The following is a 22,059-nucleotide window of genomic DNA, read 5'->3' on the forward strand; positions in this document are numbered from 1 at the left end:
CAGGCGTGCACCTCACCGAAAGAGGTCGGGTCAGGCCAGGGCTTCCTCGATCAACGCGGCCTGCTCGAACTCGTGGACCTTCGACGACCCGGCGGCCGGCGCGGCCATCCGCCGCCGCGAGACCCGCTTGAGCCCGGCCATGCGCTCGATCTTCTCCGGCAGGGCGAGCCCGTAGAACGGCCAGGCGCCCTGGTTGGCCGGCTCCTCCTGCACCCACCGGATGTCGGCGGCGTTGGGGTAGCGGTCCAGGATCGCCTCGAGCTGGCGGTGCGGCACCGGGTAGAGCTGCTCGACGCGGACGAGCGCGATGTCGTCGGGGTTGCCCTGCTTCTCCAGTGCGGCGGCGAGCTCCCAGTAGATCTTGCCGGAGCACAGCCGCAGCTTGCGGACGCTCGCCGCCGGTCCGTCGCCCCCGCGGAAGCGGGGGTCGTCGATGACGGTGCGGAAGCGGCCGCCGGTGAAGTCGGTCAGCGGGCTGACGACCTGCTTGGCGCGCAGCATCCACTTCGGGGTGAACACCACCAGCGGGCGGCGGACACCGTCGAGGGTGTGGCGGCGCAGCAGGTGGAAGTAGTTCGCCGGCTCCGACGGCATGGCGACGGTCATGGAGCCCTCGGCGCACAGCTGCAGGAACCGCTCGATGCGGCCGGAGCTGTGGTCGGGGCCCTGGCCCTCGAGGCCGTGCGGCAGCAGCAGCACGACGTCGGACATCTGCCCCCACTTGGCCTCGCCGGAGGAGATGAACTCGTCGATGATCGACTGCGCGCCGTTGACGAAGTCGCCGAACTGCGCCTCCCACAGCACGAGGGCGTCGGGGTTGGCGACGGAGTAGCCGTACTCGAAGCCGACCGCCGCGTACTCCGAGAGGGCCGAGTCGTAGGGCAGGAAGCGGCCCTGGTCCTCGGCGAGGTTGCGCAGCGGGAAGTACTCCTCGCCGGTCTTGCGGTCGATCAGCACGGAGTGGCGCTGCACGAACGTGCCGCGTCGCGAGTCCTGACCCGACAGCCGGACGAGCTTGCCGTCGAGGGCGAGCGAGCCCATGGCGAGGAGCTCGCCGAAGGCCCAGTCGACGCCACCCTCGCGCGACATCTTCTCCCGCTTGGCCAGCACCGGCTTGACGCGCTGGTGGACGGTGAAGCCCTCGGGCAGCTGGACGTGCGCGTCGCCGATGCGGTGGACGACCTCCAGCGGCACGGACGTGTCGAGGTCGCTGGGGACGTGCTGCTCGTCCTCGACCGACGGTGACGCGGTGGGCGGGGTGCGCTCCAGCTCGCGGACCTCGTTGAAGACGTGCTCGAGCTGGTTGGAGAAGTCCTTGAGCGCGGCCTCGGCCTCGCCCACGGTGATGTCGCCGCGACCGATCAGGGACTCGGTGTAGATCTTGCGGACGCTGCGCTTGGCGTCGATGACGTCGTACATCGCCGGCTGGGTCATCGAGGGGTCGTCGCCCTCGTTGTGGCCGCGGCGGCGGTAGCAGATCATGTCGATCACGACGTCGTTGTGCCAGCGCTCGCGGTACTCCACGGCGAGCTTGGCGACCCAGACGCAGGCCTCGGGGTCGTCGCCGTTGACGTGGAAGACCGGCGCGCCGATCATCTTCGCGACGTCGGTCGAGTACTGCGACGAACGCGACGCCTCGGGGGCGGTGGTGAACCCGACCTGGTTGTTGACGACGACGTGGACGGTGCCGCCGGTGCGGTAGCCGCGCAGCAGCGCCAGGTTCAGCGTCTCGGCGACCACGCCCTGCCCGGCGAACGCGGCGTCGCCGTGCATCAGCAACGGCAGCACGGTGAACGCGCCGTCGCCGTGGTCGAGCAGGTCCTGCTTGGCCCGCACGATGCCTTCGAGGACCGGGTCGACAGCCTCGAGGTGCGACGGGTTGGACGCCAGCGACACCACGGTCTCGCCGTCGCCGAACATCCGGAAGTACTTGCCCTCGGCGCCGAGGTGGTACTTGACGTCGCCGGAGCCGTGGGCCTGGCCGGGGTCGAGGTTGCCCTCGAACTCGCGGAAGATCTGGCTGATGGGCTTACCGACGATGTTGGCGAGCACGTTGAGCCGGCCGCGGTGCGGCATGCCGATGACGACCTCGTCGAGCTCCTGCTCGGCGGCCTTGTCGAGCACCGCGTCGAGCAGCGGGATGACGGTCTCGCCGCCTTCCAGCGAGAACCGCTTCTGGCCGACGTACTTCGTCTGCAGGAAGGTCTCGAACGCCTCGGCGGCGTTGAGCTTGGACAGGATGTACTTCTGCTCGACGACCGGGGGCTTCTGGTGCGGGACCTCGATGCGCTCCTGCAGCCAGGCCCGCTGCTCCGGATCGGCGATGTGCATGTACTCGGTGCCGATGGTGCGGCAGTAGGCGTCGCGCAGCACACCGAGGACGTCGCGCAGCTTCATCCGTGACTGACCGGAGAACCCGCCGACGGCGAACTCCCGGTCGAGGTCCCACAACGTGAGCCCGTGGGAGAGCACGTCGAGGTCGGGGTGGCGGCGCTGGCGGTAGTTGAGCGGGTCGGTGTCGGCCATGAGGTGGCCGCGCGTGCGGTAGGACTCGATCAGCTCGAGCACCCGGGCGGTCTTGTCGACGGCGCCCTCGGGGATGTCCTGCACCCAGCGGACCGGCTCGTAGGGAACCCGCAGCGAGCGGAAGATGTCGTCGTAGAAGCCGTCGCCACCGAGGAGCAGGTGGTGCACGCGGCGCAGGAAGTCGCCCGACTCGGCGCCCTGGATGATGCGGTGGTCGTACGTCGAGGTCAGCGTGATGATCTTGCTGACGCCGATCTCGGCGAGCCGCTCCTCGCTGGCGCCCTGGAACTCGGCGGGGTACTCCATCGCGCCGACGCCGATGATCGCGCCCTGGCCCTGCATCAGCCGCGGCACCGAGTGGTTCGTGCCGAGCGTGCCGGGGTTGGTGAGGCTGATCGTCGTGCCCGCGAAGTCCTCCGCGGTGAGCGACCCGTTGCGGGCCTTGTGGATCATCGCCTCGTAGGCGGACCAGAACTGCGCGAAGGTCATCGACTCGCAGCCCTTGATCGACGCGACGACGAGCGAGCGCTGACCGTTCTTGCCCTGCAGGTCGATCGCGAGACCGAGGTTGACGTGCTCGGGCTGCGCCACGGCGGGCCTGCCGTCGGCCTCGGTGTAGTACCGGTTCATCACCGGGAAGTCGGCCAGGGCCTTGACCAGCGCGTAGCCGATGAGGTGGGTGAACGACAGCTTGCCGCCGCGGGTGCGCTTGAGCTGGTTGTTGATGACGATGCGGTTGTCGGCCAGCAGCTTGGCCGGGACCGCCCGGACGCTCGTCGCCGTGGGCACGGTCAGCGACGCGTTCATGTTCTTGACCACGGCGTTCGCCGCACCCCGCAGCGGGGTGAGTGCGCCGGCCGGGGCCGCGGGAGCCGGCTTCGCGGCGGCGCGCGACGTGGTGCCGGCAGCGGGCTTCGCGGGCGCGGCGGCAGGCTTCGCGGGGGCGGCGGGCTTCGTCGCGGGCGCGGCAGCCGGGGCGGCGCTGTGGTTGTTCGTGGGGGTCGACGCACGGGCGGCAGGTTCGGCGGCCGGGCGCTGCTCCGTCGCGGCCGTCCCGGAGGCGGCGGCGGAACGCGTCGAGCCGGCCGGCGAGCCGTCGGCGGTGGTGGTCGTGGTGGTGGATCCGTTGCCTGCGGGGGCGTCACCCTCCGGCGGCCGGTAGTCGGCGAAGAACTCGTGCCAGGCGGCGTCGACGGCGCCCGGATCGTCGAGGAATCGCTGGTACATCTCCTCGACGAGCCATTCGTTCGGGCCGAACTGGCTCGCCTGATCGGAGGTACTGCTGGTGGACACGCTGAATCGCCTCGGTTCGCTCGATCGTCGTCACTCCGCCGGGACGGCTACCACGGTAGTCCTCCCCCGCAGGGGGAGGTACCGCACGGAGGTACCTCTGGGTGTCGTGTTGGTCGCCCCCGACGTTTCTCGGCGGCGGTCAGGGGCGTGATCAGGACGAACGCGACCGGAACCGGCCCGGCGCGCGCCTCCCGCACGGGGGAGGCGGAGGGTGGGACGGGCACCCCCGCGCAGGGGAGGCGGCGGTGGGCGCGACGGGCCCGGCCGGCGACGTCAGCCGAGCCACTCCCGGACCTGGCCCAGCAGCCCCACCGGGTCCTCCGACACCGGTGTGACGTGCAGGTGCGTCACCCCGGCCGCGGCCAGCGACGCGAAGCGCTCCTTGATCCTCCCGGGCGGGCCGGTGAGCGTCATGCCGTCGATGAACTCGTCCGGCAGCGCCGCGGCCGCCTCCTTCTTGCGGCCCTCCAGGTAGAGGTCCTGCACGATCGTCGCCTCGTCGGCCCACCCCTGGCGGGCGAAGACGGTGTTGTAGAAGTTCTTCCCGCGCGCGCCCATCCCGCCGATGTAGAGCGCGTACATCGCCCGGGCGGCGTTGCGCGCGTGGACGATCATGTCGTCGTCGACGGCCAGGAACCCACCGCCGGTCATCTGCAACGGGCCGAGCGCCGGGTCGCGCTTCGCGAGGCCCTTCCGCAGGGCGTCGGCGAAGACGTCGTGCGCCTTCTCCGGGATCACGACGTGCGGCAGCCACCCCTGCGCGATCTCCGCCGTCATCGCGACGTTGCGCTCGCCCAGCGAGGCGATCCACACCGGGATGTCGGCGCGGACGGGGTGGTTGATCAGCTTGAGCGGCTTGCCCAGCCCGGTGCCCTGCTCCGCGGGGAGCGGGATCTCGTAGAGCCCGTGGTGCTCCACCCGCTCGCGCGCCCACACCTTGCGGCAGATCTCGACGACCTCGCGGGTCCGCGTGACCGGCTTGTCGTACGCGACGCCGTGGAAGCCCTCGATCACCTGCGGGCCCGACGCGCCCAGCCCCAGCAGGAACCGCCCGCCCGACAGCGCGTCCAACGACGCCGCCGTCATCGCCGTCAGCGTGGGGGTGCGGCTGTAGATCGGCAGGATCGCGGACCCGATCTCGAGCCGCTCCGTGCGTGCGGCGAGATAGCCCATCGTCGAGACGGCGTCGAAGCTGTAGGCCTCGGCGACCCACACGACGTCGAGGCCCGCCTTCTCCATCTCGACCACGGACTCGGCCGTCCTGCGCGGGTCGTCGCCGTAGGCGACCTGGGTCGAGAGCTTCATCGCCGACATGGTCGACAGTTAGCCGCAGAAGTTACTCGCGGGTCAAGTTCGGGTCGGTCACCCGTCAGGACCACGGCGTCGGGTGGCGCTCGGCCGGCACACCGTCGACCTCGATGTCGACGCGCTCGCCGAAGAACGCGACGAGACCGGTCAGCTGGGCGGCGTCGGGCAGCGGGGCGGGATAGGTCCAGGCGACGTCGCGCCGGGTCGACGACGACAGGTACGAGGCCCTGCCCTTGTAGGCGCACGTCGTCACCGTGTCGCTGGGGTGCAGGTCGGCGACGACGTCCGCACGCGGCAGGTAGTGGCGGACCGGCAGGTTCGTCTCGAAGACCAGCATCGGCCGGGTGCTGTCGGCCAGCACCTGCTCGCCGTCGCGGACCACGACGTGGCGTGAGCTGCGGCGGGCGTCGACCCGGTGGAAGGGGTCACGCGGGTGCCCGACGACGTCCTCGTCCTCCTCGGCCCAGCGGTCGGGCGCGGTGAAGTCGACGACGACGTGCCCCGCCAGCTCCGGGTCCTCGGGCCGGAACCCCGCGCCGCGCAAGGGCTCCGCGCCGCCCGTGCTCAACGTCAGGACCGCGCCGGGGCAGGTGTGCATGCCGAAGCCGGTCTCGGGCGTCAGCCATCGGGCACCGCCCGGCCCGGCCGGGACCGGCCCCGGCCCCTCGCGGCGGCCGGAGAAGCCGGGATCGGGGGTGAGGTGGGTGCGGACGTCGTCGACCGGTACGGCGTACTGCGGCACGATCCGACCCGGCTCCCACACGAGCAGGGCGTGGGTCGAGTCGAGCAGCAGTCGGTCGCTCGCCCAGGCGCGCACCCGTCGTTCGATCGGCTCGTAGCGCAGCCCGGTGAGGCTCGCGGCGAGGTGCTCGCCGACCCGAAGTGCCATGGCGGTCTCCGTCCGTCGGGCCCGCCACCGGTGACGGGGTCAGGGCCTTCGCAGCGTGAAGTATGCGTAGCGGCGGTCGAGATCGTCCTGCGGGCGCAGCTCCACGAGCTCGGGGACGAAGCCGACGCGCGTCGCCAGCTCCCAGAACTCCTCGACCCGGTAGGCCGTCATGCCCGCGACCGAGGACCGGTAACCCCAGCGCCGCGGGCGGGTCGCCCACGTCCCGTCGCTGTACTTGATCTGGACGCTCGCAATGCCGCCCGGGCGCAGCATGCGGTGGGCCAGCGCCAGGAGCCGGGCGCCGTACTCGCGCGACGGCAGCAGCTCGAAGACGTAGTAGGACAGCCACAGGTCGCACGGGCCGATGCCCGCCACGGCGTCCTCGGGGTGCGCGACGTCGACGAGGACGGGCTTCCACGGGGTGTCGCACACGGCCCGGACCTGGCTCCCGCACTCGTCCAGGCTCTCGGCGGCGACGTCGACGCCGACGAACTCGTCGGCACGGGGCGCGAAGTGGATGGCGTTCGCGCCTCCGCCGCAGCCCCATTCGACGACGCGTCCCCACCGGCCGGCGGGGCGGCCGAGGGCGCGTTCGCCGCGCTCGACCATGTCGAGATGACGCAGGCCGAGGTGTGACCAGAGGTCGTTGCCGGTGAACACGTCGGCGTCGCGCCAGTGCGAGTCGGACCGCCAGCGGTCACCGTCGGGGCGCGTCCAGTAGGCGCCGGCCTGGGCGGCGAGAGTCTCCTGGGACTGCCGGACGCCGGCGGCGGTGAGGATGCGCAGCGCCCGGTCCTCGACTCCGCGTACGACCTGCTTCATCGCGGGAACGAGCACGGCTGCCGCCTCTCGGTCGTCGGTCACCGGGAGACGGGCTCGCTCCGGACGCTCCTCGTGCTACCCGTATGTGACGTGCATCACTCCGTCGGCTCCGGGGGCCTCACACGGTCTGGCGGTCGCGACCCTCCCAGTACGGCGCGCGCAGGTCCTTCTTCAGGATCTTGCCCGTCGGGTTGCGGGGCAGCTCGGCGACCACGTCGACACTCTTGGGGCACTTGAACGACGCCAGGTGGTCGCGGCAGTACGCCAGCAGCGCCTCGCGGTCGACCGTCGCCCCCGGCGCGGCGACGACGACGGCCTTGCCGACCTCGCCCCAGCGGTCGTCGGGAACCCCGATGACGGCGACGTCGCCCACGTCCGGGTGCTCGGCGAGGACCCGTTCGATCTCGGCCGGGTAGATGTTCTCGCCGCCGCTGATGATCATGTCCTTGATCCGGTCGGTCACGTAGACGTAGCCGTCGGCGTCCATGTGCCCGCCGTCGCCGGAGCGCAGCCACCCGTCGTCGGTGATGGCGTCGGCGGTGGCGTCGGGCTTGTGCCAGTAGCCCGCCATGAGCTGCTCCGTGCGCACCCAGATCTCGCCGGGCGCGCCCGTCGGCACCCGGTCGCCGGTCCCGGGGTCGCGGATCTCGATCTCCACCCCCGGGATCGGCAGCCCCGCCGACACCAGCCGGTGCGCGACGTCGGGGTTCTCGTGGTCGGCCGGGCCGAGCGCGGTGACGACGCCGCACGCCTCGGTCATCCCGTACACCTGCTGCAACGTGCCCGGGAACAGCGCGACGCAGGCCCGCAGCACCGGCAGCGGGATCGGGGAGGCGCCGTAGGACAGCACCTGCAGCGCCGAGTAGTCGCGACCGGCGGCGCCGGGGACCGCGGCGACCCCCGCCATCAGCGCGGGGACCAGGAAGGTGTGGGTGATCCGTTCGGCGACGAGCATGTCGAGCACCGCGGCCGGGTCGGGGATGCGCAGCATCACCAACCGTGCCCCCGCGGTCAGTGCGACGAACGCGTAGCTGGTCCCGCCGACGTGGAACAGCGGCATCGCGACCTGCACGACCGCCTCCGCGGCCATCGGGATGTCGGCCAGCACGTTCGTGGCGTGGGCGAGCATCCCGTGGTGGGTGAGCATGGCGCCCTTGGGGAAACCCGTCGTCCCGGAGGTGTAGAGCTGCACGAAGCAGTCGTCCGGGGCCGGGGGATGGACGTCGGTGTCGGGATCGTGCGCGGCGAGCAGCGCCTCGTACTCGTCGCCGTCGCCGCCGATGCGCACCAGCCGCTGCACCGTCGGCACCTTGTCGGCCAACGACTCCGCGGCGGCCGCGAACTCCGGGCCGACGAACAGCAGCTTCGCCTCCGCGTCGTTGATCACGTAGACGATCTCCGGCGGGGCCAGCCGGAAGTTGACGACCGCGTTGGCCGCCCCGATCTGCGCACACGCCAGGGTGAGCTCGAGGCACGACGGGTGGTTGAGGTCGAGGACGGCGATCCGGTCACCGGGGCCGATACCGGCTGCCCGCAGCGCCCCGGCCAGCCGGTGCACCCGCTCCTGCAGCTGCCGCCACGTCCACGTGCGCTCACCCGCGCGGAGAACCTCGTCGTCGGCGCGTTCGCCGGCCCAGTGGGCGAGCAGCGCGGGGATGTCGGAGAACTGCGGCGTCATCGGCGCTCCCGGTGTCCGGCGGTGTGTCCCGGTGTGTCGCACGCCACGCTAGCGCCGTGGCCCGGTCACCGGAACCGGACGTTCGTGGCATCGGCGACGTAGGTGTCGAGCGCGCGCAGGTGCTCCCGCTTCTCCTCCTCGGGCAGGAACGACGAGCGGAACGAGTTGGCGGCCAGGGTGTGCAGCTCGTCGTCGGTGAGGGCGAGGGTCTCGCGGACGGCGTCGAGGTTGTCGCCGACGTACCCGCCGAAGTAGGCGGGGTCGTCGGAGTTCACCGACACGGTCAGCCCCAGCCGCAGCATCCGGGCCAGCGGATGGTCGGCGAGCGTGGCGCAGCCGCGCAGGCGCACCGTCGAGAAGGGGCACACCGTCAACGGCATCCGGGACTCGACGAGGTGCGCCACCAGCGCGTCGTCCTCCAGCGACCGCAGCCCGTGGTCGACGCGCTCCACCCGCAGCGTGCGGATCGCCTCCCACACGTACCCGGGCGGCCCCTCCTCGCCGGCGTGCGCGACGACGTGCAGCCCGGCGGCGCGGGCATCGCCGAACACGTCGGCGAACAACCCGGGCGGGAACCCGACCTCGGCGGAGTCCAGCCCCACACCCACCAGCTTGCCGACGTGCGGCAGCGCCGCGGCGAGGGTGGCGGCCGCGTCGGCGACGGGCCGGTCGCGCATGAAGCACAGGATCAGTCCGGCGCTGACCCCGTGCCGCTCCCGCGCCGCCGACGTGGCCGCGTACAGGCCGTCGATCACCGACCCGATCGGCACCCCGCGGGCCACGTGGGCCTGCGGGTCGAAGAACAGCTCGACGTGGCGGACCCCCTGAGCCGCGGCACGGCCCAGGTAGGCGTCGGCGACGTCGGTGAAGTCGGCCGGGGTGCGCAGCACCGCCATGACCGCGTAGTAGACGTCGAGGAACGACTGCAGGTCGTCGAACTCCAGCGCACCGGCCAGCGCGGCCGGCGTCGGCCAGGGCAGCGTCACCCCGTTGCGGTCGGCGAGGGCGAACGCGGTCGCCGGTTCGATCGTGCCCTCGACGTGGACGTGCAGCTCCGCCTTGGGCAACCCCATCACGAACTCGCGCACCGGGGGAACCTACTCCCGCCGGTCCGGCCTCAGCCGCCGTTGAACGCGTCGGGGTCCGGTCCGATCCGGCTGCCGCGGTCCAGCGCCGACAGCGCAGCGACGTCGTCGTCGGACAGGGCGAACCCGAACACGTCGAAGTTCTCCGCGATCCGCGACGGCGTGACCGACTTGGGGATCACGACGTTGCCCAGCTGCAGGTGCCAGCGCAGGATCACCTGCGCCGCGGTGCGTCCGTGCGCGGCCGCGATCTTGCCGACGACCGGGTCCTCCAGCAGGCCGCCGCGGGCGAGGGGGCTCCACGCCTCGGTGGCGATGCCGTGCTCGGTGTGGAAGGCGCGCAACGGCTCCTGCGTCAGGTTCGGGTGCAGCTCCACCTGGTTGACCGACGGCACGACGCCCGTCTCGTCGATGACCCGCTGCAGGTGCGGGACCTGGAAGTTGGAGACGCCGACCGAGCGCACCCGGCCCGCGTCGCGCAGCTCCACGAGCGCCCGGAACGTGTCGACGTAGCGGTCGCGCGCCGGCGTCGGCCAGTGGATGAGGTACAGGTCGAGGGTGTCGAGGCCGAGCCGGTCGAGGCTCGCGTCGAACGCGGCCAGGGTCGCGTCACGGCCCTGGTCGGCGTTCCAGACCTTGGTGGTGACGAACAGCTCGTCGCGCGGGACGCCCGACTCCGCGACGGCCTCGCCGACCTCGCGCTCGTTGTCGTAGATGCGGGCGGTGTCGATGTGGCGGTAGCCGACGCGCAGCGCCTCGGCCACCGACGCCTTCGTCTCGCCGGGCGGGACGAGGAACACCCCGAACCCCAGCTGGGGGATCTCGACGCCGTCGTTGAGTGCGATGTGCGGTACCTGGGTCACGGAAGGCTCCAACGTGTGCACGGCGCGGCACCTTCCGGATCGTGCGGTGACTCACCGTCGGCGACGGGCAGGATGTCGGTGGCCGGGCATAACCTGCTCGGGTGGTGGGGGCAGGGGTCGGCACGGAGGCGGTCGACAAGACGGTCGGCACGGCGGGGACCGTCGAGGAGCAGGCGCCCCGCGAGGGACCCGGCTGGATCCGCAAGCTCGTGCGCGCCTGCATGCGCCACCGCGGGGTGACCGTCGGAGCGCTCGCGGCATCGGTGTGCGGGGTCGGCCTCGACGCGGTGGGCCCGCTGCTCACCCGCGTCGCCGTCGACGACGCGGTCCGCGGCGTCACCGACGTGCTCGTCCCCGTCGTCGTCGCGATCCTGGCCCTGGCCACCATCCGGTTCGGTGCGTCGTTCCTGCGCCGCTACCTCGCCGGCCGGATGGCCCTCGACGTCCAGCACGACCTGCGCCGCCAGGTGTTCGCCGCCGTCCAGCGCCTCGACGGGCAGCGCCAGGACCAGATGCGCACCGGCCAGGTCGTGTCCCGCGCCATCACCGACCTGCAGCTCGTGCAGGGCCTGCTCGCCATGGTGCCGCTCGCCGCCGGGACGGTCGTGCTCGTCGTCGCGTCGATCGTCGCCATGCTGTGGCTGTCGCCGCTGCTCACGCTCGTCGCGCTGGTCATGCTGCCGCTCGCGGCATTCGTCACCAACCGCACCCGCCGCACCCTGTTCCCCGCCACGTGGTCGGCCCAGCAGCGCGCCGCCGACGTCGCCCAGCAGGTCGAGGAGACCGTCACCGGCGTCCGCGTCGTCAAGGGGTTCGGGCAGGAGGACCGCGAGGTCGCCACCCTCGAACGCATCTCGCGACGGCTGTTCGCGGAGCGGATGCGCGCCGCCCGGATGACCGCCCGGCTCAACCCGACACTGCTCGCCCTGCCCACCCTCGGCCAGGTCGCCGTCATCGGCGTCGGCGGGATGCTCGCCCTCGACGGCTCGATCACCATCGGCACCTTCCTGGCGTTCACCACGTACGTCGCGCAGCTCGTCGGGCCGGCCCGGCTCGTCGGCTCCCTGATCGTGTCGGCCCAGCTCGCCCGCGCCGGCGTCGAACGCGTCTACGACCTCGTCGACGCCTCCTCCGACGTCACCGACCCCGACGACCCCGAGCCACTGCCCGACGGCCCGCTCGGCGTCGAGCTCGACGACGTCTTCTTCGGCTACACCCGTCGCGACCCTGTGCTCGACGGCGTCAGCCTCACCGTCGCCCCGGGGGAGACCCTCGCGATCGTCGGCGGCGCCGGCTCCGGGAAGTCGACGGTGGCGCTGCTCCTCCCACGCTTCTACGACCCCCAGGCCGGGGCGCTGCGCCTCGGTGGCGTCGACCTCCGCCGGCTCCGCCTGGCCGACCTGCGCTCCGAGCTCGGCGTCGTGTTCGAGGAAGCGTTCCTGTTCTCCGACACCATCCGCGCCAACATCGCCTACGCCCGCCCCGGCGCGAGTGACGACGAGATCCGCGCCGCCGCCGACGCCGCGCAGGTCGCCTCGTTCGTCGAGGCCCTGCCCGACGGCTACGACACCCTCGTCGGCGAGCGCGGCCTCACCCTCTCCGGCGGGCAACGCCAGCGCATCGCCCTCGCCCGGGCCATGCTCACCGCCCCGCGCGTCCTGGTCCTCGACGACGCCACCTCCGCCGTCGACACCGCCACCGAGGCCGCGATCCACGCCACCCTGGGGGAGCTCACCGCGGGCCGCACCACGCTGCTCGTCGCGCACCGCCGCTCCACCCTCGCCCTCGCCGACCGCATCGCCGTCCTCGACGAGGGGCGCGTCGTCGACATCGGCACCGAGGCCGAGCTCGTCGCCCGCAGCCCGCTGTTCCGCAGCCTGCTCGCCGCCGACGGCCCCGAGCTCGGCGCCACCGACGTGCCCGTCTTCGAACCCGCGTCCACCCCCGCCGACGGGGTCACCCCCGAGCTGTGGCCCGAACCCGTCACCGGGCCGGCCGCCGGATCCGACGGCGCCGTGCGTGCTGCCGCCGCCGCATCCGGGAGCGGCGGTGGGATGCGCGGCAGCGCCGGGGCGACCGCCATGGTCGGCGGTATCCCCGCCACCCCCGAACTGCTCGCCCGCGTCGACGCCCTCCCACCGGCCACCGAGACGCCCCGCCTCGGCGACACCGACCCCACCACCCCGCAGGACGGCGCCCGCCTCGCCCGCATCCTCGCGCCCGTCCGCGGCCTGCTCGCCCTCGGCCTGCTGCTCGTCACCCTCGACGCGCTCACCTCGCTGGCGTTCCCCACCATCGCCCGCTACGCCGTCGACAACGGCATCACCGCCCGCTCCGCGCACGCCGTCCTCGTCGCCACCCTCCTCGGGGTCGGGCTCGTCGCCGTCGCCTGGTTCGTCGTCGCCGCCGAAACCCTGGTCACCTCACGCACCGGCGAGAGCCTGCTGTACTCGCTGCGCGTCCGCAGCTACGCCCACCTGCAGCGACTCGGCCTCGACTACTACGAGCGCGAGCTCTCCGGCCGCATCATGACGCGGATGACCACCGACGTCGACGCCCTCTCGACGTTCCTGCAGACCGGGCTCACCCAGGCCGTCGTCAGCCTCCTCACCGTCGTCGGCGTCGCCGTCGCACTGCTGCTCACCGACCCCCAGCTCGCCCTCGTCGCACTGTCCGTGGTGCCCCTGCTCGTCGTCGCCACCATCGTGTTCCGACGCCTGTCCTCGCGCGCCTACGCCGAGGCCCGCGAGAAGGTCTCCGCCGTCAACGCCGACATGCAGGAGAACGTCTCCGGCGTCCGCGTCGCCCAGGCCTTCGTCCGCGAGGAGCACAGCGCCCAGGCCTTCGGCGTCCGCAGCGACGCCTACCGCCGCACCCGGCTGCGCGCCCAGCGCTACATCGCCACCTACTTCCCCGGCGTCGCCTACCTCTCCGACATTGCCCAGGCCGCCGTCCTCGGTGTCGGTGCCGCCCGCGTCGCCTCCGGCGACCTCAGCACCGGCGTCCTCACCGCGTTCCTGCTCTACCTCGGCATGTTCTTCGCCCCCGTCCAGGCGCTGTCCCAGGTCTTCGACGGCTACCAGCAGGCCCGCGTCGGCCTCACCCGCATCTCCGAGCTGCTGCGCACCCGCACCTCCGTCCCCGCCGCGCCCGACCCCCGCCTCGGCGCCCCCGCCGCCGTCCCCGCCCGGCTGCGCGGCGACGTCGAGCTGCGCGACGTCTGCTTCCGCTACGACGCCGGCGCCGACCCCGCCGTCGTCGGGATCGACCTGCACGTCGCGCCGGGGGAGACCGTCGCGCTTGTCGGCGCCACCGGCGCCGGCAAGTCCACCCTGGTCAAGCTCGTCACCCGGTTCTACGACGTCCGGGCGGGCGCGGTCCTCGTCGACGGCGTCGACATCCGCCGCTACCCGCTGTCGGCCTACCGGCAACGCCTCGGCGTCGTCCCCCAGGAACCGCACCTGTTCACCGGCGACCTCGCCGCCAACATCGCCTACGGCCGCCCCGACGCCACCCCCGCCGACATCGAACGCGCCGCCCGCGCCGTCGGCGCCCTGCCTCTGGTCCGGTCGCTGCCCGGTGGGTTCCGCCACCCCGTCGGGGAACGCGGGCAGGGCCTGTCCGCCGGGCAGCGCCAGCTCGTCGCGCTCGCCCGCGCCGAGCTCGTCGACCCCGACATCCTGGTGTTCGACGAGGCCACCGCCGCCCTCGACCCCGCCACCGAGGCTGCCGTCCTCGCCGCCGGCGACCACGTCACCTCGCGACGCACCGCCTTCGTCGTCGCCCACCGCCTGGCCACCGCCGCCCGCGCCGACCGGATCGTCGTCCTCGACGGCGGCCGCATCGTCGAGCAGGGCGCCCACGCCGACCTCCTCGCCGCAGGAGGGCGCTACGCCGCCCTCTGGGCCGCGGGCGAGCTGGAACCCGCCGCCCCCGACCCCGCCGCCCCCGACCCCGCCTCCCCGGGCCCCGCCGCCCCGGACCCCGCCTCCCCGGGCCCGACGGCCGCCCGCTCGGCCTGACCCGCTCCGTCGCGACCCGGCCGGGGCGTCGCCGGTTCGGTGGTGATCGCCGGGATGGGGACATGAGCGCCACCAGTGACGGCCATGTCCCGCTTCCGCTCGACGGGTCGGCGGAGTGGCACATGCCCCGTGGTGATCATCAAATGCGGGACATGGACGTCACCTGTGACGCTCGTGTCCCTGTTCACGCGGCGCGGGCGAGGGTGGTGCGGATCGTCGCGACGACCTGATCCGGGTCGGACGTGAGGTCGTGCCACGTGAAGCGCAGGAGCGTCCAGCCTTCCGAGACCAGGGCGTTGCCCTTGCGGCGGTCGGCGCGGAACCGGTCGATGTCGACGTGCCACGCCCACCCGTCGACCTCCACCGCCACCCGGCGCCGCGGGAACGCCAGGTCGACGACCCAGGCGCCGAACGGGTGCCCGAGGCGCCAGCCCGTGACGCCTGCCTCGCGCAGGAGTCGGACGAGGATCCGCTCGGCCGCCGAGCCCGCCCGGTCGGCCGCCGCCACCAGCAACCGGCCCGCCACCGGCGATCCGCGCCGCCCCAACGTCCGGCAGTGCGCCCGGTGCAGCTGCTCGAAGCCGACGTGCCGCTGGAGGGCGCGGTCCAGGAACGCAGCCCCGTCCGCCACCGCGACGGCAGTCTCCAGAACGGTCAGCGCCGCCTCCGTCACCCATACTCCTCGGAGCCCGACCCGGTCGGAATGCCCCAGGTCCCGGCGCCGCAGCTGCAGGCCGGGCTGCGGCCGCGGCTTGGCCCCGGCCGCGACGGTGACCTGCACGATGTGCGGCGCCGCAGGCAGCATCCCGTGCCAGTGCGCCGCCGCGGGGCCGGACACGGTTGCCTCATCACCGGCCCAGAGAGCGGCCGCGCGGACGCGGGCCTCATCGGTCAGGCGGTGACCGGCGGCCAGATAGGTCCCGGGGTGCAGACGCCTCCAGCCCCCGTGCGCGGCGCGCCGCTGCAGGGTGCGGGGCGAGAACCCGTACTCCCGCGCCTGCGCGACGCCGACCACGCCGGCCTGGAGCTGGAGCAGCGCGTCGATCGACATGCGCGGATGGTGCCCCGCGCAGGACCGACGCCCGGCGACTCGGGCCGAACCGTTCGCACCGGCCAACGCCGCGGGCGCGCACCGAACCCCGGCCCGGCCCAGGGCGGGGGCGATCCCCGGGCGTCTACGGGAACGCTCGCCACGGGCGACGCTGAGTGGCCAGGCACGAGGGGATCGAGGGTGCGCCTCGCCCCACACCCTCGTCCGCGGGACATGAGCGTCAGTGGTGACGCCACGGTCCCGGTGTCGGTGATCAACCCGGTTGGCCTCGACGAGGCAGGCGCCGACCGAGTGTCGGAACGGAGTCCCCCACGCACGGGCGAACACGATCGACGATCCAGAGTCGCCGGCGGCCGTCGCCCACGTGTGAGAGGGACATGAGCGACGCCGGTGACGTTCATGTCCCCTGTTCGACGATCAGCACGGTCGGGCCACGCAGGAGTAGGCCGTCAGCGGTCGTCCTCGGGACATGAGCGCCACCAGTGACGCCCATGTCCCTCATTCGGCGATCACCGCGGGGGAGAGGCCCACTGTGCAGGCCTCAGGGTCCGCCCAGGCGGGCGAAACGCGGCGAGGCTCGAGTGCGAATCCATATGCGGGCGGCGGGTGAGCGGCGCGTCCGGAGCGGGTAACGGCGCGGGCTTGCCCGATTTCGGGCAGGATTTTGGCGTTTCGCGCCGGGGTCGGGCACCATCGCGGGGTGCCCGCTGACCCCCTCGACGCTCATGTGGAGCTCGTGGAGCACCTGGTGCAGAGCACGCCGTTGTCGGCGGGGGAGGCACAGCGGGTGGTGGCCGAGGTTCTCGGCTACTTCGCCGAGTCGACGGAACGCTACGTGCGGCGTCGGCACGGCGAGCTGCAACGTCGGGGGATGACCAACGACCGCATCTTCGAGCGGGTGGGCGCCGAGCTGGCTGCCCGCCGGGTCGCGCCGCCGGCGCTGTCCGCCCGCCAGCTGCGTCGGATCGTCTACGGATAGGAGCCGCACGTGTGCGGGATCGTCGGATACGTCGGGGCGCAGGACGCCGCCCCGATCCTGTTGGAGGGCCTCGGCCGGCTGGAGTACCGCGGGTACGACTCGGCCGGTCTCGCGGTGCTGCAGCGCGGTGCGCTGAAGGTGCGCAAGGTCAGCGGCAGGGTGGCCGACCTCGCGGGTGATCTGCCCGCCCGGTTCAAGGGTTCGCCCGGCATCGGGCACACCCGCTGGGCGACGCACGGCGAGCCGAGTGTGGCGAACGCGCATCCGCACACCGACACGTCGGGCCGGATCGCGGTGGTGCACAACGGCATCATCGAGAACGCCGAGGAGCTGCGGGCGAAGCTGACCGCGGACGGCGTGGAGTTCGCGTCGCAGACCGACACCGAGACGGTGGCGCACCTGATCGCGGCGGCGTTCGCGGCGGGCGCGGAGACGCTGGAGCAGGCGGTGCGCCTCGCGCTGCGCCAGGTCGTCGGCGCGTACGGGCTGGCGGTGCTCGACACCCAGCACCCGGACCGGATCGTCGTGGCGCGCAACGGGTCGCCGGTGCTGCTGGGCGTCGGAGAGAAGGAGATGTTCGTCGCGTCGGACGCGGCGGCGCTGGTGGGCTACACCCGCCAGGTCGTGTACCTCGACGACGGCGAACTGGCGACGATCACGGCGAGCGGCTACCGGACGTTCACGATCGACGACCGCTCGACGGCGAAGAGCCCGTCGACGATCGACTGGGACATCATCGGTGCTGAGATCGGCGACCACGCCCACTTCCTGATCAAGGAGATCCTGGAGCAGCCGCGGTCGATCGAGCGGGCGCTGTCGGGCCGGCTGGACGAGCGGTTCTCGACGGCGCACCTGGGTGGGCTGAACCTGACGGTCCGCGAGGCGCGGGAGTTCCGGCGGGTGAAGATCCTGGGCTGCGGGTCGGCCTGCTACGCCGGTGACCTGGGCGCGCAGCTGATCGAGGACCTGGCGCGGGTGCCGGCGTCGGCGGAGTCGGCGTCGGAGTTCCGTTACCGCAACCCGGTGGTGGAGCCGGACACGTTGTACGTGGCGGTGAGCCAGTCCGGCGAGACGAGCGACACCCTGGCCGCGGTGCAGGAGATCCAGCGCAAGGGCGGCAAGGTCATCGGCGTGATCAACGTCGTGGGCTCGACGATCGCGCGTCAGGTCGACGGCGGCATCTACCTGCACGCGGGTGCGGAGATGTCGGTGGCGGCGACGAAGTCGTTCACCTCGACGGTGGCGGCGTTCGCGCTGCTGGCGCTGCACCTGGGCCGGATCCGGGACCTGTCACCGACCGAGGGTGCGCGCATCCTCGCGGGCCTGGCGAAGCTGCCGGAGCAGATCTCCGCGATCCTGGAGGCGGAGAAGGAGACGGGCGCGATCGCGGCCGCCGCGAAGGAGATCGCGGCGCGCGACAGCGTGTTGTTCATCGGGCGCCGTCGCGGCTTCCCGGTGGCGCGTGAGGGTGCGCAGAAGCTGAAGGAGATCTCCTACGTCCACGCGGAGGGTTACGCGTCGGCGGAGCTCAAGCACGGGCCGTTGGCGCTGGTGAGCCCGGAGCTGCCGACGGTCGCGGTGGTGCCCGACGACGACCTGTTCGACAAGAACACGTCGACGCTGGCGGAGATCAAGGCGCGGCGTGGCCCGATCTATGCGGTGGCGCACCGGGAGCTGCCGGTGGACATCGCCGACCGCACGATCGTCATCCCGGCGAACGAGCCGGAGCTGGACCCGATCCTGCAGTCGGTGCCGTTGCAGCTGTTGGCCTATCACGCCGCGGTGGCGCTGGACCGGGACGTGGACCGGCCGCGGAACCTCGCGAAGAGCGTGACCGTCGAGTAGCGGCTGCGGACGTGGAAAGGGGCGGGCCCGCGATCGCGGACCCGCCCCTCGTTCGTGGGGAGCGGTCAGGCGCCGGGGCGCTTGCCGATCTGCAGCAGCGGCGCCGACGTCGGGCCGCCGGCGGGGGCGCCGAACGAGCCGCACGCGGGGGCGTTGCCGGCCTGCTGGACGAGGTTGAGGCTGGAGCACGCCTGGCAGCGCGCGCAGCCGGCGACGGCGGTGTCGGCGCCGAGGCCCTTCTCCTCGAGGAAGCCGGCGACCTTGCGGTAGATCGGCTCGGTGTACTCGCGCGACGGCGCGGGCAGGTCCTCGAGCAGCGACCCGGCGACGGGCCGCAGCGGCACGACGAACGGGTAGACGCCGATGTCGACGGCGCGGCGGCACATCTCGACCGTCAGGTCGGGGTCCTCGCCGAGGCCGAGGATGACATACGTCGACACCCGGCCCTCGCCGAACAGGTTGACCGCGTACTCCCAGGTGCGGAAGTAGGTGTCCATGCCGGTGCGGAACTTGCCGGGGGCGACCCTGGCCAGCACCTTCGGGTCGAACGACTCGATGTGGATGCCGAGCGCGTCGACCCCCATGTCGTGGACCTGGTCGATGTAGCTGAGGTCGCGCGGCGGCTCGAACTGGACCTCGACGGGCAGCCCGGCCTGCTCCTTGACGGCCTGACCGCACTTGGCGACGTACAGCGCGCCGCGGTCGGGGGCCACCGACGAGCCCGTGGTCAGCGTCGCGTCGACCGCACCGTCGAGCTCCTTGGCCGCGAGGGCGACCTCGGCGAGCATCTCGGGGGTCTTCTTGGCGATGGTACGCCCGGCCTTGAGCGACAGACCGATGCCGCAGAAGCCGCACTGGTCGGAGTTGCCCCAGTAGTTGCAGGCCTGCACGACCGTCGACGCCAGCGAGTCGAGGTGCAGCAGCGCGATCTGCTCGTACGGGATGCCGTCGGCGGTCTTGAGGTCGTAGAAGCGCGGGCGGCGGGTGCCGGACACGTTCGCGACCTTGACGCCGCCGCGGTAGATGCCCTGGCCCTCGTCCTCGGCGCGCAGCGAGTACGGCGAGGAGTCGCTGGGCGGCACGGTGACCGGCACGCCCTCGACCCACAGGAAGCCCGAGTCGGAGGGGCCGGCGCCGCCCTGCCGACCGGTCTCCAGCCGCGTCTCGATCCGCAGGCCCACCGACTGCAGGTCCATGATCAGTTCGGCCACGGCTGCGGAGTCGGTCGAGTCGACCGGGGTCGGAACCTCGGCACTCGGCCGCGCGGGAGCGGAGTCCAGCACGTCGGTCATACGACAACCACCTCGGGATAGCGAGCAGTTCCGTCCACTATAGGAGGTGAGGTGTCGGATGCGATACGAGTCGGTGAACTGAATTCCCGAGCGTCCGCCTCCGGCGCCCGCTCCGGCCGTCGCCGTGGACCCGTGCCAGCGCCATCGTAGGTGATGGCAGGGTCCGTGACCGTGGAGTTCACGGCGCCACGCGGCGAGCGGACGTGCTGTGGCTCACGGCGGGAACATCGCGGGTGAACGCGGGGTTGACCGAAGAAGTCCATGCAAACGCATGAACTGAGCTCCGGAAGGGGGCCCGCCGTGCAGTTCGGCATCTTCACCGTCGGTGACGTCACCCGTGACCCGACGACCGGCCGCGCACCCACCGAGCACGAGCGGATCAAGGCGATGGTCACCCTCGCCGAGCACGCGGAGGCCGTCGGTCTCGACGTCTTCGCCACCGGCGAGCACCACAACCCCCCGTTCGTGCCGTCGTCGCCGACCACCCTGCTCGGCCACATCGCCGCGCGCACCGAACGCCTCGTGCTGTCGACGTCCACGACGCTGATCACCACCAACGACCCGGTGAAGATCGCCGAGGACTACGCGATGCTGCAGCACCTGGCCGACGGTCGCGTCGACCTCATGCTCGGCCGCGGCAACACCGCGCCGGTGTACCCCTGGTTCGGACAGGACATCGAGCAGAGCGTCCCGCTGACCGTCGAGAACTACCAGCTGCTGCGCCGGCTGTGGGACGAGGAGGTCGTCGACTGGGAAGGCCGGTTCCGCACCCCGTTGCACGGCTTCACCTCGACACCGCGCCCACTCGACGGTGTCGCCCCCTTCGTGTGGCACGGCTCGATCCGCACGCCGGAGGTCGCGGAGATCGCCGCCTACTTCGGCGACGGCTTCTTCGCCAACAACATCTTCTGGCCGCCGTCGCACTACACCCAACTCATCAACCTCTACCGGCAGCGCTTCGAGCACTACGGCCACGGTCGCGCCGACCAGGCGATCGTCGGGCTCGGCGGGCAGTTCTTCATGCGCCGCAACTCCCAGGACGCCTGGAACGAGTTCCGGCCCTACTTCGACGAGGCCCCGGTCTACGGGCACGGTCCGTCGATGGAGGACTTCACCTCGCAGACGCCGCTGACGGTCGGCAGCCCGGCCGAGGTCGTGGAGAAGACGCTGACGTTCCGCGAGCACTTCGGTGACTACCAGCGCCAGCTGTTCCTCGTCGACCACGCGGGCCTGCCGCTCAAGACGGTGCTCGAGCAGCTCGACCTGCTCGGGGAGATCCTGCCCGAGCTGCGCAAGGGCTTCGACGAGCTGCGCGCCCCGGGCGTGCCGGCGGACCCGCCGTCACACGCCTCGCGGGTCGCCGCCGCGCGCGCCGCGGAGCAGGTCGGGGCGGACGACGATGTCGCCGTCGCCGCGGGCTGATCGTGGTCAGGGGTCGGCCCCCGTCGGGGCCGGCCCGGCCGTCGAGGCCTGGGAGTCGTTGCTGCGCAGTCAGGTCGCCGTGTGGCGGCTGCTGCAGGCCGACGACGTCTGGGACACCGTCGGCGTCCACGAGTACGACGTGCTGCACACGTTGCACCGCAGCGGCGACGGCCGCGCCCGCATCCGCGACCTCCACCGCGAGGTGCTGCTGAGCCAGCCGTCGCTGTCGCGGCTCGTCGAACGCATGGCCGAGGCCGGGCTCGTCGCGCGCGAACCGGATCCCGACGATCGGCGCGGCACCGTCGTGGTGCTCACCGATGCCGGGGACCGGGCCCGGCGACGGGTGGGCGCCCGGCACGCCGACAGCATCCGTCGGGTCGTCGGGACCTTCCTCGACGAGCGCGAGCTGCGCGCGCTGCGCATCCTCTGCGACCGGCTGCGCGCGGGTGCGACCGATCCGGGCCGGGTCAGCCCAGGCTGATGCCGAGCGTCCCCGACACCGGGGCGCCCCCGACGCCGAGCGACGCATCGGCGGACACGGACAGCAGTGACCCGCCCGGGTTCCCGGAGTCCTGGGAGGCCGGCTCCGCGGAGCCCTGCGCGTCCTGGTCCTGCGCCCCGGCCTGGTCGTCGGTGCCCTCGGTGCCGGTGCCCTCGGTGCCAGTGCCCTGGTCGGACGCGGTGTCGGCGGCCTCGGTGCCGGTGCCCTGGTCGCCGGTGCCCTCGGTTCCGGTGCTCTGGTCGGACGCGGTGCCGGCGTCACCCGAACCGCCGTCGGTCGACGTGGTGCTGTCGGTCGACGCGGTGCTGTCCGTCGGCCCGGTGTCGTCGGTCGGCCCGGTGTTGTCGGTCGGCCCGGTGTTGTCGGTCGGCCCGGTGTTGTCGGTCGGCCCGGTGTTGTCGGTCGGCCCGGTGTTGTCGGTCGGCCCGGTGTTGTCGGTCGGCCCGGTGTTGTCGGTCGGCCCGGTGTTGTCGGTCGGCCCG

At 72.7% G+C, this 22,059-nt stretch carries 14 protein-coding genes and 1 pseudogene; 5 read left to right on the top strand and 10 right to left on the bottom strand.

Features of this window, described 5'->3' with window-relative positions:
* Positions 1–30: 30 nt before the first annotated feature.
* From AB7F12_RS27190 to AB7F12_RS27220, 7 genes are all read right to left on the bottom strand, one after another.
* Positions 31–3,753: a multifunctional oxoglutarate decarboxylase/oxoglutarate dehydrogenase thiamine pyrophosphate-binding subunit/dihydrolipoyllysine-residue succinyltransferase subunit gene (locus AB7F12_RS27190; RefSeq protein ID WP_428502059.1), complete on the bottom strand. Its 3,723-nt coding sequence runs from the start codon at positions 3,751–3,753 to the stop codon at positions 31–33.
* A 339-nt stretch (positions 3,754–4,092) separates the two neighbouring features.
* On the bottom strand, positions 4,093–5,124 hold the full coding sequence (locus AB7F12_RS27195) for an LLM class F420-dependent oxidoreductase (protein ID WP_428502054.1): 1,032 nt from the start codon (positions 5,122–5,124) through the stop codon (positions 4,093–4,095).
* Positions 5,125–5,188: 64 nt separating this feature from the next.
* The gene (locus AB7F12_RS27200) at positions 5,189–6,016 is read right to left on the bottom strand and encodes a DUF427 domain-containing protein (protein ID WP_428502055.1); all 828 of its coding nucleotides are present in this window, start codon (positions 6,014–6,016) and stop codon (positions 5,189–5,191) included.
* 39 nt (positions 6,017–6,055) lie between these two features.
* On the bottom strand, positions 6,056–6,880 hold the full coding sequence (locus AB7F12_RS27205) for a class I SAM-dependent methyltransferase (RefSeq protein WP_428516996.1): 825 nt from the start codon (positions 6,878–6,880) through the stop codon (positions 6,056–6,058).
* A gap of 76 nt (positions 6,881–6,956) precedes the next feature.
* Entirely contained in the window at positions 6,957–8,516 is a 1,560-nt protein-coding gene (locus tag AB7F12_RS27210; RefSeq protein WP_428516994.1) for a long-chain-fatty-acid--CoA ligase, read from the bottom strand.
* Between the two features lie 65 nt (positions 8,517–8,581).
* A complete protein-coding gene (locus AB7F12_RS27215) occupies positions 8,582–9,604 on the bottom strand; it encodes an adenosine deaminase (protein WP_428502057.1) in 1,023 nt (340 codons plus the stop codon).
* A 29-nt stretch (positions 9,605–9,633) separates the two neighbouring features.
* Positions 9,634–10,464, bottom strand: coding sequence for an aldo/keto reductase (locus AB7F12_RS27220; RefSeq protein WP_428502058.1), 831 nt, complete (start codon positions 10,462–10,464; stop codon positions 9,634–9,636).
* A gap of 221 nt (positions 10,465–10,685) precedes the next feature.
* Here AB7F12_RS27220 and AB7F12_RS27225 point away from each other — a divergent pair, with 221 nt between their 5' ends.
* Complete coding sequence (locus tag AB7F12_RS27225) at positions 10,686–14,486, top strand: ABC transporter ATP-binding protein (protein ID WP_428517004.1); 3,801 nt, start codon at positions 10,686–10,688, stop codon at positions 14,484–14,486.
* A gap of 184 nt (positions 14,487–14,670) precedes the next feature.
* Here the strand turns inward: AB7F12_RS27225 and AB7F12_RS27230 are convergent, their stop codons facing one another.
* Positions 14,671–15,537: a DUF559 domain-containing protein gene (locus AB7F12_RS27230; protein WP_428502435.1), complete on the bottom strand. Its 867-nt coding sequence runs from the start codon at positions 15,535–15,537 to the stop codon at positions 14,671–14,673.
* 700 nt (positions 15,538–16,237) lie between these two features.
* Here AB7F12_RS27230 and AB7F12_RS27235 point away from each other — a divergent pair.
* Positions 16,238–16,516 (top strand): hypothetical protein, encoded by a 279-nt coding sequence (locus AB7F12_RS27235; protein WP_428502437.1) that lies wholly within the window; start codon positions 16,238–16,240, stop codon positions 16,514–16,516.
* A gap of 9 nt (positions 16,517–16,525) precedes the next feature.
* Positions 16,526–18,361: a glutamine--fructose-6-phosphate transaminase (isomerizing) gene (gene glmS, locus AB7F12_RS27240; RefSeq protein ID WP_428502438.1), complete on the top strand. Its 1,836-nt coding sequence runs from the start codon at positions 16,526–16,528 to the stop codon at positions 18,359–18,361.
* Positions 18,362–18,426: 65 nt separating this feature from the next.
* Here glmS and AB7F12_RS27245 read toward each other — a convergent pair whose 3' ends face one another.
* A complete protein-coding gene (locus tag AB7F12_RS27245; protein WP_428502439.1) occupies positions 18,427–19,653 on the bottom strand; it encodes an MSMEG_0568 family radical SAM protein in 1,227 nt (408 codons plus the stop codon).
* A 300-nt stretch (positions 19,654–19,953) separates the two neighbouring features.
* Here AB7F12_RS27245 and AB7F12_RS27250 point away from each other — a divergent pair, with 300 nt between their 5' ends.
* Both AB7F12_RS27250 and AB7F12_RS27255 read left to right on the top strand, forming a co-directional pair.
* Positions 19,954–21,075 (top strand): LLM class flavin-dependent oxidoreductase, encoded by a 1,122-nt coding sequence (locus AB7F12_RS27250; protein ID WP_428502440.1) that lies wholly within the window; start codon positions 19,954–19,956, stop codon positions 21,073–21,075.
* Positions 21,053–21,556 (top strand): MarR family winged helix-turn-helix transcriptional regulator, encoded by a 504-nt coding sequence (locus tag AB7F12_RS27255; protein WP_428502441.1) that lies wholly within the window; start codon positions 21,053–21,055, stop codon positions 21,554–21,556. Before AB7F12_RS27250 ends, AB7F12_RS27255 begins: the two co-directional genes overlap by 23 nt.
* Here AB7F12_RS27255 and AB7F12_RS27260 read toward each other — a convergent pair.
* Positions 21,543–22,059: pseudogene (locus AB7F12_RS27260) on the bottom strand (hypothetical protein); the annotation flags it as partial. The gene AB7F12_RS27255 and the pseudogene AB7F12_RS27260 sit on opposite strands and share 14 nt — an antisense overlap.

Origin of the sequence: Pseudonocardia sp. (assembly GCF_050250275.1) — a bacterium.
GTDB lineage: Bacteria > Actinomycetota > Actinomycetes > Mycobacteriales > Pseudonocardiaceae > Pseudonocardia.

What these genes read in the sequence shown, in the direction of transcription:
- AB7F12_RS27190 (WP_428502059.1), bottom strand. Translation starts at nt 3,753, where the DNA reads ATGTACCAGCGATTCCTCGACGATCCGGGCGCCGTCGACGCCGCCTGG.
- AB7F12_RS27195 (WP_428502054.1), bottom strand. Translation starts at nt 5,124, where the DNA reads ATGAAGCTCTCGACCCAGGTCGCCTACGGCGACGACCCGCGCAGGACG.
- AB7F12_RS27200 (WP_428502055.1), bottom strand. Translation starts at nt 6,016, where the DNA reads ATGGCACTTCGGGTCGGCGAGCACCTCGCCGCGAGCCTCACCGGGCTG.
- AB7F12_RS27210 (WP_428516994.1), bottom strand. Translation starts at nt 8,516, where the DNA reads ATGACGCCGCAGTTCTCCGACATCCCCGCGCTGCTCGCCCACTGGGCC.
- AB7F12_RS27225 (WP_428517004.1), top strand. Translation starts at nt 10,686, where the DNA reads ATGCGCCACCGCGGGGTGACCGTCGGAGCGCTCGCGGCATCGGTGTGC.
- AB7F12_RS27230 (WP_428502435.1), bottom strand. Translation starts at nt 15,537, where the DNA reads ATGTCGATCGACGCGCTGCTCCAGCTCCAGGCCGGCGTGGTCGGCGTC.
- AB7F12_RS27245 (WP_428502439.1), bottom strand. Translation starts at nt 19,653, where the DNA reads ATGACCGACGTGCTGGACTCCGCTCCCGCGCGGCCGAGTGCCGAGGTT.
- AB7F12_RS27255 (WP_428502441.1), top strand. Translation starts at nt 21,053, where the DNA reads ATGTCGCCGTCGCCGCGGGCTGATCGTGGTCAGGGGTCGGCCCCCGTC.